The organism is Hymenobacter bucti, from assembly GCF_042681145.1.
Classification (GTDB): Bacteria; Bacteroidota; Bacteroidia; order Cytophagales; family Hymenobacteraceae; genus Hymenobacter; species Hymenobacter bucti.
On record NZ_JBHUFD010000003.1, the window covers coordinates 470,817 to 487,712 of the forward strand.

General features: G+C 62.4%; 11 protein-coding genes. 4 read left to right on the top strand and 7 right to left on the bottom strand.

Features of this window, described 5'->3' with window-relative positions; translation table 11 throughout:
* Positions 1 to 100 precede the first annotated feature (100 nt).
* Positions 101 to 1,207, bottom strand: a complete 1,107-nt coding sequence (locus ACFSDX_RS09670; protein ID WP_382313150.1) for a hypothetical protein — start codon at positions 1,205 to 1,207, stop codon at positions 101 to 103.
* 328 nt (positions 1,208 to 1,535) lie between these two features.
* Complete coding sequence (locus ACFSDX_RS09675) at positions 1,536 to 3,680, bottom strand: carboxy terminal-processing peptidase (RefSeq protein WP_382313151.1); 2,145 nt, start codon at positions 3,678 to 3,680, stop codon at positions 1,536 to 1,538.
* A gap of 245 nt (positions 3,681 to 3,925) precedes the next feature.
* Between ACFSDX_RS09675 and ACFSDX_RS09680 the strand changes: the two genes are divergently transcribed.
* Positions 3,926 to 4,900, top strand: coding sequence for an ADP-ribosylglycohydrolase family protein (locus ACFSDX_RS09680; protein ID WP_382313153.1), 975 nt, complete (start codon positions 3,926 to 3,928; stop codon positions 4,898 to 4,900).
* A 60-nt stretch (positions 4,901 to 4,960) separates the two neighbouring features.
* Here the strand turns inward: ACFSDX_RS09680 and ACFSDX_RS09685 are convergent, their stop codons facing one another.
* The 5 genes from ACFSDX_RS09685 to ACFSDX_RS09705 form a co-directional block, all read right to left on the bottom strand.
* Positions 4,961 to 5,833: an EamA family transporter gene (locus tag ACFSDX_RS09685; protein ID WP_382313154.1), complete on the bottom strand. Its 873-nt coding sequence runs from the start codon at positions 5,831 to 5,833 to the stop codon at positions 4,961 to 4,963.
* 583 nt (positions 5,834 to 6,416) lie between these two features.
* Positions 6,417 to 6,674, bottom strand: coding sequence for a VOC family protein (locus ACFSDX_RS09690; protein WP_382313155.1), 258 nt, complete (start codon positions 6,672 to 6,674; stop codon positions 6,417 to 6,419).
* Positions 6,675 to 6,907: 233 nt separating this feature from the next.
* Entirely contained in the window at positions 6,908 to 10,360 is a 3,453-nt protein-coding gene (locus ACFSDX_RS09695; RefSeq protein ID WP_382313156.1) for a gliding motility-associated C-terminal domain-containing protein, read from the bottom strand.
* 642 nt (positions 10,361 to 11,002) lie between these two features.
* Entirely contained in the window at positions 11,003 to 11,140 is a 138-nt protein-coding gene (locus ACFSDX_RS09700; RefSeq protein ID WP_382313157.1) for a hypothetical protein, read from the bottom strand.
* Entirely contained in the window at positions 11,088 to 11,663 is a 576-nt protein-coding gene (locus ACFSDX_RS09705) for a hypothetical protein (RefSeq protein WP_382313158.1), read from the bottom strand. Before ACFSDX_RS09705 ends, ACFSDX_RS09700 begins: the two co-directional genes overlap by 53 nt.
* Before the next feature lie 602 nt (positions 11,664 to 12,265).
* On the opposite strand from ACFSDX_RS09705, the gene ACFSDX_RS09710 reads away from it, so the two are divergent.
* The 3 genes from ACFSDX_RS09710 (at position 12,266) to ACFSDX_RS09720 (ending at position 16,885) form a co-directional block, all read left to right on the top strand.
* Complete coding sequence (locus tag ACFSDX_RS09710; protein WP_382313159.1) at positions 12,266 to 14,809, top strand: BamA/TamA family outer membrane protein; 2,544 nt, start codon at positions 12,266 to 12,268, stop codon at positions 14,807 to 14,809.
* Positions 14,810 to 14,909: 100 nt separating this feature from the next.
* The gene (locus tag ACFSDX_RS09715) at positions 14,910 to 15,356 is read left to right on the top strand and encodes a MarR family winged helix-turn-helix transcriptional regulator (RefSeq protein WP_382313160.1); all 447 of its coding nucleotides are present in this window, start codon (positions 14,910 to 14,912) and stop codon (positions 15,354 to 15,356) included.
* A gap of 209 nt (positions 15,357 to 15,565) precedes the next feature.
* Positions 15,566 to 16,885, top strand: coding sequence for an inositol-3-phosphate synthase (locus ACFSDX_RS09720; protein ID WP_382313162.1), 1,320 nt, complete (start codon positions 15,566 to 15,568; stop codon positions 16,883 to 16,885).
* Positions 16,886 to 16,896 lie beyond the last annotated feature (11 nt).

The following is a 16,896-nucleotide window of genomic DNA, read 5'->3' on the forward strand; positions in this document are numbered from 1 at the left end:
AAAAGCCGCCCCGAAAAGGAGCAGCCTTTTAATTGCACGAACCCACTTAGCCAGCCCGGCGCAGCCGGGCGTATCTGCACAATCCGCTAAATCTGCGGTTTTAGGCGGCCATTTTGAGCTCAGGGGCGGGCTCGGTGTTAAGCAAGGTGGGTTGCACCCGCGTGCGTAGGCGCTCCTGCACAAAGCTGCCCTGCAAGTGGCTGGGTAGCTCGCGCACCAGTTGCTCATAGCGCTCGAGACCTAGGGCCTTGGCCACGTAGGTTTCGTGCACGCCGTTGAGGTAGCTCACGATGTTGAGCAACGAGCTGTGAAACAGGCGGAAATCAATGTCGGACTCCACGTAGCGCTCAATCTCGCGGCTGGTTTGCGAGATGCGCAGGCGACCCAGCAAATCGAAGATGGTGGTGTAACCCAGGCGCCAGGTTACCTGCTGCCAGTGGGCGCTGGTCCACTTATCGAGCGGGCGGCCGGTTTTCTGGCTGCGGATAGCGGTATTGGGGTTGGCCTGCACCTGCTGGCGCACGGCGATGGCCTTTTGCTTGCGCGTGGTGCGCAAAAACTGGCCAATCTGAGCTTGGGCGTCAATCTCCTGCGAGGCGATGTGCAGCCCGGCCTTGTAACCGGCCAGCGGCAGGCGGTGGATGTTGAAGTCGCCGTAGGCCCCGGCCGCGTAAAACGATACCGGGCGCGGGTAGGCATTCTTCACTACTAAGCGGCCCACCTCGCGGCGAATAACCTGGCCGTTGCTGGAGCGCACGCCGGTAGTATACAAGAAGGCTTGCAGGCCCGAAAGAATGGTGTGGTAGGCCTGCGGGAACGTCCAGTGCAGGGCATTACGCAGGAAGTTGTCATCGCCCAGCTCGGCGGTGGCACGCAGGGCGTACTCAGTGCTCCAGCAGGTGTGCAGCAGCTTGGTGAGCACGGTCACATCAGCTTCGTTCAACTCGGCTTGGTGCTGGCGGAAGTAGGGCAGATGACCTAGGCCACCCAGCGGACCCTCGGCTTCCTGCAAGTGGTAGTTGATGGCGAAAAAGTAGTTGAGAAACACCTGCGCCGGAATGGAGCGGCGCCAGCTTTCGTCGGCAAGGCGCTGCTGTTCCTGCTCCTCGGGCGTGAGCAGCGCTTCAGCAGCAGAGACAGTCATCGGAGCCTGATAAGGCTCGGTGGGGATGAGCGGAATAATGCGGGCTTCGGTTTTCGTAGTCATACCAGATAAACCCGTAGCCAAGAAAATTAGTTGCTGTTTACTAAAAATAATCGCAGATTAAACGGATTTAACGGATTGCACGGATTCGGACGTTAAAATGCTTCAGACAGGCAATGCGGGTTGTTTTTGAAACGAGTGCCAGGCACGCTGTCCAGCGTAGATACCGGTTTCAACTATGCGCAATATGAGGGCGATTTACTAAAAAAATAAGCAACAAAAAAGGCTGCCCGCAGGCAGCCTTTTTTAGTACTTCAAACCTCATCCACTTAGTCAGCTTGCCGCAGGCAAGCGTATCTGTGCAATCCGTTAAATCAGTTAAATCTGCGATTTACATTTGGTCCTTCAGCACGTTCACAGCTTCACCTAGGGTGATGTCCTTGTTCAGGCCGCGGGTAAAGCGCATCGAGCGATTTACTTTCACCGTATCGCCGGCCAAGGGCTTGGTATCGGCAGCCAGGGGCTTGATGACCAAGGCCGTGGCCGTCTTCTGAATGGACTCGTACTTGTCCGATACGGCTTTGAGAGCCTGCTGCTCGGCGCGGTAGGAGTTGAGTTTCAGCGATACCACGTTCTCGTCCTTACGCTTGCGCAGGGTCTGCACCAGCTCCGTCATTTGCTTGAAGCTGGGGCTGGCGGCCACGCGGGCTTTGCTGTTGGCTTCGAGCTTGGTGTAGTTGGGCTGCTGGTCCCAGGCGCGGAAGGGCGCGGGCTTAATCTCGTCCCACTTCAGCGGGTAGTCCGACTCCTTTTCACCCTGGTCGAGGTAGGAATAAATGTCCGGTAGCACGATGTCGGAAGCCACGCCCTTAAACTGGGTTGAAGCGCCGGTAACGCGGTAAAACTTCTGCATCGTGAACTTGAGCGAGCCAAAAGGCTTGAGCGAGTTCAACTCGGCGGGCAGCGTTTCGTCGAGGTCTACCACGCGCTGCACGGTGCCTTTGCCGTAGGTGCTGGTGGTGCCCATGATGATACCGCGCTTGTAGTCCTGCACGGCCGCCGCCAAAATCTCGGAGGCCGAGGCGCTGTGCTTATTCACCAGCACTACCAGCGGGCCGGTGTACTGCACGCGGGGGTCTTTGTCGTTGAGTACTTGCGTCATGCCCTGGCTGGAGTGCACCTGCACCATCGGGCCGCTCGGCATAAATAAGCCCGCCATCTCAACGGCATCGCTGAGCGAGCCGCCGCCGTTTTCGCGCAAATCGAATACCACGCCCTGCACGCCTTCGGCGTTGAGCTTGGCCAGTTCCTTCTTCACGTCGTCGGCCGAGGAGCGGCCACCGTTGTTGTTGTTGAAGTCAGCGTAGAAGCCAGGTAGGCGCAGATAGCCGATTTTCTTACCGCTCGGGTCGTTGATGACGGCCGACTGAGCGTAGGTTTCTTCGTTAACCACCACATCGCGGATGATGGGGATGACCTTGGTCGAGCCATCGGGCTTTTTCACCGTCAGGCGCACCTCCGTACCCTTCTTACCACGGATGAGTGGTAAGGCCTTCGCCGTATGCCAGCCTTCAATACTCACGGGCTCAGCGGCCCCCTGCGCTACGCGCAGAATAGCGTCACCTTTCTTGAGTTGACCCTGGCGGAATGAAGCCGAGCCAGGCACGATTTCCTCTATGCAAATCAGGCCATCTTTCTCGCGCAGCGTAGCCCCAATGCCTTCGAGCCGGCCGGTGAGTTGATAATCAAACTCTTCCTTGTCTTTAGGTGCGAAGTATTCGGTATGCGGGTCGTACGTGTTAGCAATGGTGTTTGCGTAGTTGGCCAGCGTCTCGTTGGCGTCGGGCATGTCAGCAAACTGCTCATCGTAGTACTTCTGTACGCGCTTGCGGGCCTCCACCTCCATTTGGGCGGGGGTGCGGTCGGGCTCGGCGGTGGCGGGCTCCTTGGCCTGGCCGGCAGTTTTGGCGCGGTCGTGGCGCTTATCCTGCTCGTCCATCATCTCGGCCACGCGGGTCATGGTTTCGTACTTCAGCAGCTTGCGCCACTGCTCGCGCTGGTCAGTAGCGTTGAGCGGGAAGGTGGCCTTCTCGAAGTCCGTCTGAAACGTTTCGTCGGTGTCGAACGCAAAAGGCTGGGCCAGAATCTGGTGTGTTAGGTCCTGCATCTGCTTGGTGCGGTCGGCAATAAGCTTAGTGCTCAGGTCCAGAAAGCCGTGGCTACCAGCCTTGGTTTCGTCGTCAATCTTGGTTTCGAACTGGCGCAACTGCGTCACGTCGGCCTGCGTTAAGAGCTTCTTGCGATAGTCGATGCGCTTGAGATACAAGTCAAACACCCGCTTGCTGAACGCATCGTCGATGCGCTCGGGCTGGTAGTGGGCCGAGGAGAGGCCCTGCACCAGCGTACCCACCAGCACCTGCTCCTTGGTGGGCAGCGCCGTGGGGTCGTTGTGGCGGTAAAAGCGGTAGGAGGCCAGTCCAAACACGGCCCCGACCATACCCGCATACATACCTATTTTAAAACGGGAGGAAAGCATCTAGAAAGAATAATAGGATGAATAAGCCAAATGTAGGAGGCAGCAACCAACCTAGCACCATGTACGAGGAAAACGCCGCCCAAGGGCAGAATAGTGCCGACAAACGGCGGGAATAGCGCCCTCATTTCGAACCCCATTGGCTAAGGACTACGCTAGCCCCCAGCCGGCCGCAAAGCCCCAGCTTATGGGCGCTAATACTTTCCTTTGCCGGACTATAAACGCGCCACGGTGGCCAACAGTTTTCTATGTCAGCTTCTCTGCTACCCGCGGCCCGCGCCGCCTTGCTCGGCCTGGCGGTGGGCGATGCCCTAGGGGTGCCCGTCGAGTTTATTGGCCGCGAGGCCCGCCGCCACGACCCGGTGGTGGGAATGCGCGGCTACGGCACTCACCACCAGCCGCCCGGTACGTGGTCGGATGACTCTTCGCTCACATTTTGCCTGGCCGAAACGCTGGTGACGGTGGGCTACGACGTAGCAGATGTAGCCCAGCGCTTTGTGCGGTGGCAGGATGAAGCTTACTGGACGGCGCACGGGAAGGTGTTCGATATTGGTATTGCTACGGCCGACGCATTGCAACGCCTGCGTCGTGGGGTTGCCCCATCGCAAGCGGGTGGTAGGGGTGAATATGACAATGGCAACGGCTCGCTAATGCGGATTCTGCCGCTGGCATTCGCTAGTAAGGACTGGCCAATAGCTGCGCGATTTAAGGCAGCCCGTGAAATATCGGGCATTACTCATGCGCACATTCGTGCTATCATGGCTTGCTTTATATACCTAGAGGTAGCCCGGCACTTGGTGATTGGGCTCGACAAGCAGGCGGCATATAATGCCATGCAACTAGAGGTAAACGAATTCTTCGAAACCGAAGGTATCGGGTCGGAACTGGAATTGCGGCAGTTCCATCGAATCCTGGAAAATTCTTATGGGGATTATGTAATTCAACCCTTAGCTACGTATCACGCAGCCGAAATCAAGTCTTCCGGCTACGTGGTGCACACCTTGGAAGCGGCGCTTTGGTGCCTGCTCACGCACGACACGTACCCGGCCACGGTGCTGGCGGCCGTGAACCTGGGCGATGACACCGATACCACCGGCGCGGTAGCCGGCGGCCTGGCCGGGCTGGCGTATGGCGAGGCCGCCATCCCGGCCGAATGGCTGAGCGCCCTGGCCCGCCGGGCCGATATTGAGGACCTAGCCGCTCGATTAGTTACTAGTATTTAGTGCTTAATTGTTAGTGCTCAATCAAACTAACAACTAAGCACTAATAACTGAACACTACCCTCACTCGCCGCCGACGGCCGCTACGGCTGGGCGGGCGGTCAGCGTTGAGCCGGCGCTGGCTATTACTACCAGGCCCACGGCCAGCCACTGACTCGGCGTGAGGCGCTCGTGCAAAAAAAGCCAGCCGCACAAGGCCGCCGCCGCGGGCTCGATGCTCATCAGGATACTGAAGGTGCGGGTGGGCAGGCTTTTGAGGGCTTGCATTTCGAGGGTGAAGGGGAGGGCGCTCGATAGCAAAGCCAGGGCCGCGCCCGTGGCCAGCAGGCCTGGGGTGAGGTGAAGCAGCTGGCCCCCAGCCACGCCAAAGGGTAGCACGGCCACGGTGGCAAACAGCATGCCCACGGCCACGGCGGTGTTGCCGGGTAGCACCTGCGCCACACGCCCGCCCAGCACGATGTACACGGCCCAGCACCCACCCGCCGCCAGCGCAAACAGCATGCCCACCAGGTCGATGCCCTGCCCGTGCCAGGGCGCAATGAGCGCAATGCCCACGCCCGCCAGCACGGCCCAAGCCACATCGAGCACCCGGCGCGAGCCCGCTAGCGCCACCAGCAGCGGCCCCACAAACTCCAGCGTGACGCCCAGCCCCAGCGGAATGCGGGCCAGTGCGCAGTAAAACAAGCAGTTCATGGCCCCCAGGGCCACGCCGTAGGGCACTACGGCTCGCCACTGCGCCGCCTGTAGCTGCCCAAGCTTGGGGCGCACGGCTACGAAGAGTATCACGGCCGCCAGGCCAATACGCAGGCTGGCCGTGCCCGCCGCGCCCACCACCGGAAAAAGGCCTTTGGCAATGGCCGCGCCGGCCTGTACGCTGATAATGGCTAAGAGCACCGCCGGCACCGGCGGCACAGAAAAACGAGAAGAATTAGCCACTAGGCGGGTAATGAAGCAGAAGGAAGGTAGGGCCGGCGCCGCCCCAGAATCGACGGGCGGCGGCCGGTGCGAGCGCCGTAGTTAGCGGAGGCAAAGCGGGCCTGAACTCCGCAAAATTAAGCTTTGCTTGGTGCCCAGGCTGTTTGAGGCCCCAAAATGACGAGGTTTGAGCTAGGCAAAGAAGAATCTGGCTGGTATCGAAGGCGAAGCCCAGGCTGCCGCAGCTGCTAAAATATGCGGCTACTAAGCCCGGCCTTAGAAGCCCGCCACGGGGCGCCTGCCCCAGTGCAGCGCGAAACTTGACCCTAGGCGAGGCCTGAGTGGCCGCCACCGTGCACCGCAGCTGCGCGCCGCCGCTGGCAGGCGGCGGGCCCTAGGGGTAGGTGTAGGAGCCGCACCTAGGGCCTGAAAACCGCTCTTCTCGCCGTACGGCGTACAGTTGGTTTAGCTTATCAGCTTGAAGGTGTGGACGGGAACGGCAATCTCCTATTGGTTAACGCCGGGCTGTATCCGGCGCAAGCTGAGGAAGCGTAGCCCGACCTACTTGAATGCGCTAGCTGTCTACGCAGCCTTGAGGAATCCACTAGGCTTTGGTAAACTCGCCGATGTGCCACAGGATGCCGGAGGGGTCGTGAACGAAACCCTCCTTGCCCCAGGCTTGCTGTTGGATAGGCATAATGCGTACGCCCTGGTACTTACCGGGTAAGTCCAGCGCCGCCAGTTCAGTCCAATACTGCTCTACATCCGCTACTTCCAGAAACAGCATCGTGTTATCAACCCAATCTTGCACGTAGGCATCCTGTAGGTAAAAGCCCACGTTCTGTAGCGCAAAATAGGACATACCTGGTGAGATAACTATTTCGGTGAAGCCGAAGGTACCGTAGAAGCTACGCGAAACGGCGAAGTCCCGGGCGCCGATAAAGGGACGGATATAGAGGGCTTGTGAAAGCATGTTAGTAGAGAAGACCCTTGTGGAAGGTGACCAGCATTAAAGGGTAAAATGGGGCTTCGTCACTATAAGCATCCAGGCAGGAGCGAGCAATAACCTTCTGGTTATTTACTGTCCGCGCAGGCCTAGTACACCACCGTGAGCGGCCCGCTGTACGACTTGCCGTTGCCCAGCGTGATGACGTAGTAGTAGGTGCCCACGGGGGCGGGCTGCCCGCTGATGGCACCGTTCCACTCATTGCCGCGGCGGTAGCCCGAGGTTTCAAAAATCTTGCTGCCCCAGCGGTTGAAAACCAGCACGTGGTTGCCGGGGTAGGCCCCGATATTGTCGATTTGCCAGGTGTCGTCGTTGCCGTCGCCGTTGGGGCTGAGGGCGTTGGGGATGCGCAGGCGTGGCGTTACGGTCACCGTCACCGAGCTTTGGTCGGGGCAGTTGCCCAGCTGGGCCGACAGCGTGTAGGTAGTCGTTACGGCCGGCGCGGCCGTGGGCCGCAGTTGGTTGGTGGCGCTGGCAAAGGTCAGGCCCAGGCCGGGCGCCCAGGTTACGGGGTAGGGGCCATCGGCCGAGCCTTCGAGCACTACCTGCTCGCCTTCCATGATGGTTTTATCGGGGCCGGCCTCCACGTTCGGCGTGGGGCTGATGGCCACCGCAATGGCATTGGAAACGACCCTAACCGGCCCGCAGGGCGTGGTGGTGAGCACGGCCAGCGTCACTACCTGGCCATCGCGCAGGGTGCTGGTGGTGAAGGTAGTGCCGGCCGAAGTGGTTTGGGCCCCGCCCACGGCCGCGCCATCGACCTGCCACTGGTACTGCGTGCCCGTGCCGAGGTTGGCGACGCCACTGACCCGGAAGGTAACCGGGGAGCCGGCGCAGGCCGGCAGCGCTGTTTGCACGCTTACGGCGGCCGTGGGCAGGGCCACGGGTATCAAGCTCACCGTGGCGGTGGCGGCGGCCGAGTTGGTGGCGCAAAACCCGGCGGCGGGCGTCAGCTCCACGCGCACCTGGTCGCCATTGGCCAGGGTCGAGCTGGTGAAGGTGGCCGAGGTAGCCACCTGGGTGTTGTTGACAAACCAGCGGTAGGTGGGGGCCGCGCCGGCGTTGGTGGGCACCGGGGTGAAGGTCATGGCCGTGCCGGCGCACTGCGCGGCGGGCGCGGGCAGCGCCACGCCCGATACCAGCGGCGTTTGCGAGCGCACGGTCACGACGTTGGAGATTAGCGTGCCGCACCCCGCATCGGTGGCCACGCGCCGGTAGTAAAGCAGCGTGGTCACGGGGCCGGGCGCGTAGGTAGGGCTGGTGGCGCCGGGTATCGCCGTCCAGGTCCCGTTGTCGGGCGAAACCTGCCATTGGTAGCTGATAGTGCCGGTGCCGCCGCTGGCCGCGGCCGTGCTCGTGAGCGGGGCGGGGGCAACACCTAGGCACACCGTTTGGTCGGCGCCGATGGTGCCCGGCGTTACGGCCGGCCGCACGGTGGCGGCCACCGTGCCGGTGCTGGCGCAGCCGGTGGCGGCGTTGGTCACGGTCAGCGTGTAGGTTTGGGTGATGTCCGCCGTGGTCGTATTGGTGAGCGTGATGGTGGGGTTGGCGCTGGTGGCATTGCTCAGGCCGGTGGCCGGGCTCCAGCTATAGGTGAGCCCGGCCACCGGCGCAGCCCCGAGCTGCCCCGCGCTGCCCGCGCACAGCGTGAGGGCGGCGCCCGGCGCGGCCACGGGCAGCGGGTTCACGGTTATCGTTACCTGGCCGGTGGCCCCGCAGGTGCTGCCCAGCGCGGCCCCGGTGATGGTGTAGGTAGTGGTTTGGGTGGGGCTAAGCTCGAAGGGCCCGTTGCCGGTGATGGGGCTGGCGCCGCCCGTGATGGTGTAGGGTGCCGCCCCACCCGCGATGGTGAGGGTAGTGCGCCCACCCTGGCAAATACTCAGCGCGCCGCTGGCCACCAGGGTGCCGGCCTGGGCCACTACCACGCGCTGCACCACCGAGTCGATGAGGCAGCCCGACTGCGCGATGCCCCGCACGGCTACCGTGCCGGTGCCGACCGTGGGCCAGTTCACCTGCACCGAATTGCCGGTGTTGCTACCCACGATGGTGCCGCCCACCACGCGCCAGCTCAGCCTAGGGGCCGCGCTGCCGGTGCTGCCGCCGCTGGCCACGTAGGTGCGCACCGTGTTTAGCCCGCACACCGTAGCGTCGCCGCTGATGGAAGTCGGCCCTTTGGGCTTGGTCACGGTAATGTGCAGCACGTCAACCACGGTTTTGCCCGCGCAGCCGGTGTCTTTTACCAGCAGGGCCACGTCATAGGGCGTGGTGCGGGCGTCGCTGCAGGTGGTGTTCAGGGTTAGCGTGCCCGTCACCGTGCCGTTGGTGCCCGCGATGGTAGCCGTACCAGTGGGGTTGCCCGGCGTCACGGTGCCCACCTGGCCATCGAGGGCCGCGTCGTAGCCGCCCGCCCCGTCGAGCAGAATGCTGTTCAGGGTCAGCGATAGCGGGTGGCCATCGGCCTGGGTGGCGCTCACGGGCACGCTCAGGCTGGTGCCCGCCTCAATGGTGTAGTTGCGCGGCATTACGGCCACGGGCGCCAGCACCGGCGACTTGGTAGTGGGGCACGAGGCCACCACGAGCTGCAAGTCGCGCCGGGTGGTGCCAATAAGCACTTCCTGGCCATTCACGGTGCGGTACTCGCTCACGTCCACGGCCACGGCATACTTGGCGCCCACCTTTGTGGAGGAATACTTGGCGATGCCGCTCGCCGGGTCGAGCTCCGCAAAATTGCCCGCCGTGGTGCCGAAGGGCGTCGTCGCCGAGTAGCCAAACCCCGCGGTATACCCTAGGATGGGCGGCGGCGGGCTAAAGGTGGACAGCGGCAGCACGCCCAAGCCAGCCGTAGTGCCGTAGGGCTGGCCAAACGAATACACCAGCCGGTCGCCGTCGGCGTCCACGGCGTTGTTGAGCAGATAAGTGGTGTCGTTGGCGCAGATGATGGCCACGGCCAGGTCCGAAAACACCGGCGAGCGGTTGGGCAGGGCCGGGGGCGCCAGGGCCGCGTACAGCGTCAGGGCCTGCCCGCCCGCGTTGAAGAGGTTGGTAATGTCGATATTGCGGTTGCCGTCCGTAAACAAGGCATAGTAGCCCGTCGTGGTTTGGGGCAGGTTCACAACGCCCACAAACTTTTGCAGCTGGTAGGGCTGCGACACCCCCGAAATGGTGCAGCCCGGCGGAATAGCCGGCTGCACGCACGCCGAGAGCGACGTTTGCGGAATGCTCATCATGCCCGCCTGGGCCGAGTTGGTGTTGGTAACGGCGTAGTTGACGCTGGTCAGGATGACGCGGCTACCCGTGCCCTGGTTATAAATGCCTACCGAAGCCGCCGGCCGGATAGCCGCGTTGCCGCAGTTATTATACACCGATACGGTTATCTCGTAGCGCAGCGGGGCCGCGGCGGGGCCGTTGGCATCGAGGTAGCGGTAAGTCATTTCCCCGCCCAGCAAGTGCGTGGCCAGGGCCGGGTGGGCCGCCCCCAGCCCCAGCAGAAACAGCACCAGCCCTGGCACCAAACCCACGCGGCGCAGTAAAATTGCAAGCATAAAAAGCAGAAGAGAGGGCAGAGAAAGAGCTGCTCGGGCAACTCGCAAGAAGTTTAATAGCGTATTGGTCGAGCCGCCAGCCGCCGTGGCGCGGAGGTTTTTGCCGGCCAGCGTAGCGGGTGTCGTCCGGGGCGGGTGCTTGGCGCTAGCGGTAGGTCACCCGTTTGGCAGCCGCCCCGGCCGCACACTAGCGCCGGCGCTGGCAAGCACCACCTAGGAGGCCCAGAAAGCAGAGAAGGCTAGCCGCATCGCGGCCGGGGACGCCAGGGCCGGGCGGCGTCAGCCGCGCGGTGTCGGCCTCGGCTGGCGCGGCCAGCGGGCAGCCCCAGCGCCACGAGCATCGAAAAGATGCTGACTAGTAATTTGTAGCGATAGGGGCATAGGGGTGGGAAGGTTGAATTCGGCGTGAAAATACAAGTTTCTCACCGAATAAGTATAGCTATTTCTGCTGGGGTATAAAAAAACTTCCGAACCCTTTGCTGCCTCAGTAGCAAGGAGTTCGGAAGTAATTGCCCCTAGGTAGGCCGCGAGTTCAATTTGGCTAACCGCGAGCCGGAATAAGTGCCTTGACAGGCAAGGAGTTTGCCCCCGGGCCCGGCCAAGTGGGCCGCCTATAGTACTATCGGGTGGCCGCCGCGGGCCCTAGCCAAAGGTGTAGTGCGCACCCACCTGCACGTTGAGAAAAGCGCGGTCGGTGAAGTGGGCCAGCGAGTAGCCAATCACGGCATTAACCAGGGCGTGGGCCGTGAGGTCCAGGTGCGGAGCAAGGGCGCAGCGCAAACCCGGGCCCAGTGAAATATTGCCGGTAATGGTGTTGTCGCGGCGCGTTTCTTGAAAGGGCGGCTGCCCCGTGGCGGCGGGCGGGGTGGCCGTGTACAGGTAGGTAGAGGCCGCCCGCAGCACCGTGAGCCCCCCCTAGGGCATCGACGTGGAAGCGCTTGGCCGAGGGCGCAAACGTGTAGCGCGCCAGCACCGGCACCGTGAGAGTAGCGATGCGCACGTCGTAGGTCTGCAGGATGGGTGAGGGGCCGCTTGGGAGCGAGTAAGTGGTCGAGTAGTTTTGGTTGCGCCAGGCCAGGGCTGCCCCCGCCTGTACGGCCCAGCGCGGGCTCAGCTGCACGCCGGCCGCCAGCGCCGGCCCTAGGATGGTGCTGGAGCCGCTGCCCACAAACGGCGCATCAGTGAGTAGCGACACGCCCAGGCCCGCGTAAAAGCGGGGCGCCGGAGTAGTGGTTTGGGCAACGCTGGTCAGGGGCAAGCTGGCCGCCAGCAGGCCCGTAGCGAAGAGGGTACGAAAGCACATAGTAGAACCGGTAGAGGGTGGAAAAGGATGGGTGCAAGGTAGAGCTTTTTAGCTAGTCCGCGCGGCCGCTGCGCGTAGCTTCTGCCCCTCATGCTCATTGGCCTACTCGTGCCGGGGCCGGCCTAGCTGGCCGGCCCCGGCACGAGTAGGCCAATGAGCTTACTTGCAGGATGTTCTGTAAGCAATTCTTTGTTTGGTCCTCATGCTAGGTTGCTGGGTTCGCCACCTCTCAACTGGCCGCCTGGGCACCCGGAAGCTGGTGCTTTGTAACGGCAAGGCAACCCGCGAAACGGGAGCGGAGAGTAGCTGGTTTTCGGCGCCTCACTATCGGCTTGCAAGCCATCGAAAGCTAGCTGCCAAGCCCGGCGGGCGCCGTTCGCCGGGCTTAGCAGGCGTGGATGCTCGGCCGCAGTAGGGCCTAAGGTGCTATTGGTCACGAGGGGTAGATGCTGGGGGCCGGGTGCGTATTTTTGCGGCCGAGAAATCCAAGCACCTACTTTAGCCGTTTGAGCTTCGTATTTCCTCCAAGTTTCCTTCAAAGTTTGTTTGCTCTAGCGTTGTACTTTTTCCCTTCTTCTGCAAAAACGTTTGGCTTAGCTACCGTGCTCACGGTCCTGGCGGGGCAAGTGCTTGCCCAAGGCAGCCGCCCGGCCACCGATAGCATCACCGTGGCCATCGAGCCTACATACAACGAGGTGTCGGCCGCGCACCGGCGCTTGCTCGGCGATAGCTACCGGGCGGCCTGGGCCGCGCCGGTGCGGCTGCCCGTCTTTCACCTGGCGCAGGCCAAGGGCGGCCTCACCATCCTGGAGCGGGGCGGCGGCCTCCAGACCAAGTCGCTGCGCATGAAAGATGCCAGCGGCCAGCAGTGGGTGCTGCGCACCATCCAGAAATACCCCGAGCGGGGCCTGCCGCCCACGCTGCGCCCCACCATTGCCAAAGACATCTTGCAGGACCAGGTGTCGGCTTCGCACCCCTACGCGGCGCTGGTGGTGCCGCCGCTGGCCGCGGCGCTGGGCATTCCGCACGCCAACCCCGAGGTGGTGTTCGTGCCCGACGACCCGGCCCTAGGTGAGTTTCGCAAGGACTTTGCCAACCAGGTGTTCTTGCTGGAAGAGCGCGAGCCCCTCGACGCCGACAAAACCGACAACACCGAAAAAGCGCAGGCCCGCCTCCAAAAAGACAACGACAACCGCGTGGACCAGCCTACCGTGCTGCGCGCCCGCCTGCTCGACATGCTGCTCGGCGACTACGACCGCCACGAGGACCAGTGGCGCTGGCAGCGCGTGGCCACCGACAAGGGCACGCTCTACGAGCCCGTGCCGCGCGACCGCGACCACGTATTCTACCGGCCTTCGGGGGCGCTGCCCACCGCGCTCTCGCTGCACCTGCTGCAGGCCAGTACCCAGGGCTACCGCGACCACATCCGGTCCATCAACCGCTGGAATTTTAAGGCCCGCTACTTCGACCGCTACTTCCTGAACGGGCTGAGCGAGGCGGACTGGCGCGCCCAAATCGCGCTGGTGCAGCGCACGCTCAGCGATAGCCTCATTACCAGCGCCGTGGCCCGGCTGCCCCGGCCTACGTACCAGCTCAACGGTCCCAAAATCATTCGGGACCTCATCACCCGCCGCAATATCCTGGCCAAGCAGGCTCTGAAATACTACCGCTTCCTGGCCCGCACCGTGGACGTGCCGGGCTCTGACAAGCGCGAACTGCTGGCGGTGGAGCGCCAGCCCGGCGGGCTGGTGCAGGTCACGATTGCGAAGCTCAAAAAGGACGGCAGCACCGGCCAAACCATCTACGAGCGCACCTTCGACCCGGCCGACACGCGCGAGGTGCGGCTATACGGCCTAGGGGGCGAGGACCGCTTTGAGGTGACGGGCAGCGCCCGCTCGCCCATCTTGGTACGCCTGATTGGGGGCGACCAGAACGACGCGTTTGCCGTGGCCCCCGAGGTGCGGCAGAAGGGCAAGCTGCGCATCTACGACCGCGCCGACGAGCCCAACCAACTGCCTGCGCCCAGCCAGGCTCGCCTGCTCACCTCGACCGACACGACGGTTAATCAGTTCGATAAAACCAGCTTCCGGTACGGGTTCTTCCAGCCGCTGCTGCTGGCGGGCTACAACCGCGACTACGGCTTTCAGCTGATTGGCGATTTTATTTTTCAGAAATCGGGCTTTCGCAAAGACCCTTACGCCGCCCGCCAAAGCCTAGGTGTGAACTACGGCTTCGCCAACAGCTCGCTGCTGCTCAGCTACACCGGCGATTTTAAGCGGGCGCTCGGCCCTCATGACCTCCTGGTGAATGTGGTCTCGAAAGGCCCCAACTATACCAGCCACTTTTTCGGCGTCGGCAACGAAACCGAGTTTATCAACGAGGGCGAGGAGCGCATTCGGTACTACCGCAACGGCTACAACCTGCTGCACGCCGACGTGCGCATCAGCCACACCTACCAGCTCTGGAAGCTGAGCGGCGGCGTGGTGGGCCAGTACTACAACAGCTCGCAGTCGAAGAACCGCGACCGCCTGTTGAACACCTACAACGCCCAGCGCCCCGACGAGGAGGTATTCAGCCACCAGACGTTTGCGGGCCTGGCGGCGGGCATCACTTTCGACACCCGCGACAAAGCCCTGGTGGCCCACCGCGGCGTGCTCTGGACCACCAGCCTGCTAGGCCTGCACCGCCTCGACGCCGGCCGGGGCACCTTTGGGCAGGCCCTCACCGAGTTCACATTCTACGCCAGCCCTGCCCGCGACTCCAGCCTCGTTATTGCCAACCGCACGGGCGGCGGCACCACGCTCGGCCGGGCAGCTTACTACCAGCAGTTTAACCTGGGCGGCAACCAGAACCTGCGGGGCTTCTACTTGTGGCGCTTCACGGGTAAGAGCGTGGCCTACAATAACCTAGAGGTGCGCCTCAAGCTCCTCGACTTCACTTCCTACCTGCTACCCGGCACCCTAGGGCTGGTCGCCTTTAATGACGTAGGGCGGGTGTGGTCGCCGGGCGAAGTGTCGAAGACCTGGCACGTGGGCTACGGTGGCGGCATCTACTTCCTGCCCGCGCAGCTGCTGCTCGTGCAGGCGGTGGTCGGGTTTTCGAAGGAAGGGGCGTATCCGTACATCTCCGGCGGCTTCCGGTTTTAACGGGTAGTAGCAAGTTGATATAATGCTCGCCGGGCGAGTAACCCGATGGTTAGATAACTAACCATAAGTACACTAACTTTGCGGTCTGATTTTTCAAAAAATGGCTCCTAGCGACTTGTTTGCGACATTTATGGATGCGGTGCCGCTCACGGGTAGCGCCTTTCGGGCGTACTTACGGCGGCGCTTTCGCGACTACCACCTAGACCTGACGCTCGAAATGATGCAGGTGCTGCACTACCTCTGGGGCCACGATGGGGTGAGCCAGCAGGAAATAGCCCGCGCCGCTAACCGCGACAAAGCCACCATGACGGCGATGCTCGACAACCTAGTGCGCCGCGACCTGGTAGAGCGCCGCGCCGACCTGCACGACCGCCGCACCAACCGCGTGGTGCTCACGCCCAAAGGCCAGGCCCTGGAGCAGCAAGTGAAGCCTTTGGTGGCGGAGATGTTTGGGGTGGCCGGGCAGGGCGTGGCCCCCGACCAGCTGCGCACCTGCCTCGACGTGCTGACAAAAATTACCAAAAATCTTACGCCGCCCGAAAAATAAAATGCGCCGCTTTGCGTCTGGTATGCCTCGCTCTTACGCGGTAGCGCGGCCGAGCTTTCGGCGCTCAGGCAAAACATTCCGCTTCCACCCGGTTATACCTTCCCGCCGCGGATGAGATGACCGTGAAGATGTTTCCCACTGGTGGCGCTAAATCAGGCCTGGCCCCACTACCACCTACCGTTAAAGTGGCCTTCGAACACCAACCTCAAATGACAGAACAGAAAGTACAGCTGGCCCCCGCCACTGGTAAGCTGGGCATCCTGCTGCCCGGTATGGGCGCCGTCGCCACTACCCTCATCGCCGGCGTAATGGCCGTGCGCAAGGGCAACGGGCAGCCCATCGGCGCGCTCACCCAGATGGGTAAGCTGCGCACGGCGGCCGGCAACCAAAAAATCAAGGACTTTGTGCCCCTGACCGACCTCAACGACATCGAGTTCGGTGGTTGGGACGTGTATGAGGACAACGTGTACCAGGCCGCCGTGAAGGCCGCCGTGCTGGAAGACAGACTGTTGGAGTCGGTGCGCCCCGAGCTGGAGGCGCTGGTGCCCATGAAGGCCGCTTTCGACCCGCACTACGTAAAGAACCTCGACGGCACGCACGTTAAGAGCTTCACCACCAAACTCGACCTAGCCGAGCAGGTGATTGCCGATATCCGCAACTTCAAAGCCGAGCGCGGTTGCGAACGCCTCGTGATGGTGTGGTGCGGCTCGACCGAAATCTACCACGAGTCGGGGGAGATGCACCGCACGCTGGCGGGCTTCGAAGAAGGCCTGCGCACCAACGCGGCCAACATCGCCCCGAGCATGATATATGCTTACGCCGCCCTCAAAGAAGGTATTCCCTTCGTGAACGGCGCGCCCAACCTGACCGTGGACGTGCCCGCCCTGCTGGAGCTAGCCGCTACGACTCAGACACCAGTAGCCGGCAAAGACTTTAAAACCGGCCAGACGCTGATGAAAACCATCGTGGCGCCCGGCCTGAGCGCCCGCTCGCTGGGCGTGAAAGGCTGGTTCTCGACCAACATCCTGGGCAACCGCGATGGCTTGGTGCTCGATGACCCAGATAACTTCAAAACCAAGGAAGTATCGAAGCTGAGCGTGCTCGACAGCGTGTTTCACCCCGAGGAAAACCCGGAGCTGTACGGTGATATGTACCACAAGGTGCGCATCAACTACTACCCGCCCGCCGGCGACAACAAGGAGAGCTGGGACAACATCGACATCTTCGGCTGGCTCGGCTACCCGATGCAGATTAAGATTAACTTCCTCTGCCGCGACTCCATCCTGGCCGCGCCGCTGGTACTCGACCTAGCCCTGTTCATGGACCTCGCCAAGCGCGCCGGCATGTCGGGCATTCAGGAGTGGCTCTCATTCTACCTCAAGTCGCCCCAAGCCGACCCCGGCATCCGCCCCGAGCACGACATCTTCAAGCAGCTCGTGAACCTGCACAATACCCTGCGCCTGCTCATGAACGAGCCGCCCGTAGAAGCCGCTACCGAAGAAGAATACCAGGATGGCCCCGCGGTCTAACTACTGGTAAA

Excerpts from the sequence above, each read along its gene's own strand:
- ACFSDX_RS09690 (WP_382313155.1), bottom strand. The coding sequence starts at position 6,674 with ATGTCCTATTTTGCGCTACAGAACGTGGGCTTTTACCTACAGGATGCC.
- ACFSDX_RS09720 (WP_382313162.1), top strand. The coding sequence starts at position 15,566 with ATGACAGAACAGAAAGTACAGCTGGCCCCCGCCACTGGTAAGCTGGGC.
- ACFSDX_RS09695 (WP_382313156.1), bottom strand. The coding sequence starts at position 10,360 with ATGCTTGCAATTTTACTGCGCCGCGTGGGTTTGGTGCCAGGGCTGGTG.
- ACFSDX_RS09705 (WP_382313158.1), bottom strand. The coding sequence starts at position 11,663 with ATGTGCTTTCGTACCCTCTTCGCTACGGGCCTGCTGGCGGCCAGCTTG.
- ACFSDX_RS09715 (WP_382313160.1), top strand. The coding sequence starts at position 14,910 with ATGGCTCCTAGCGACTTGTTTGCGACATTTATGGATGCGGTGCCGCTC.
- ACFSDX_RS09670 (WP_382313150.1), bottom strand. The coding sequence starts at position 1,207 with ATGACTACGAAAACCGAAGCCCGCATTATTCCGCTCATCCCCACCGAG.
- ACFSDX_RS09680 (WP_382313153.1), top strand. The coding sequence starts at position 3,926 with ATGTCAGCTTCTCTGCTACCCGCGGCCCGCGCCGCCTTGCTCGGCCTG.
- ACFSDX_RS09675 (WP_382313151.1), bottom strand. The coding sequence starts at position 3,680 with ATGCTTTCCTCCCGTTTTAAAATAGGTATGTATGCGGGTATGGTCGGG.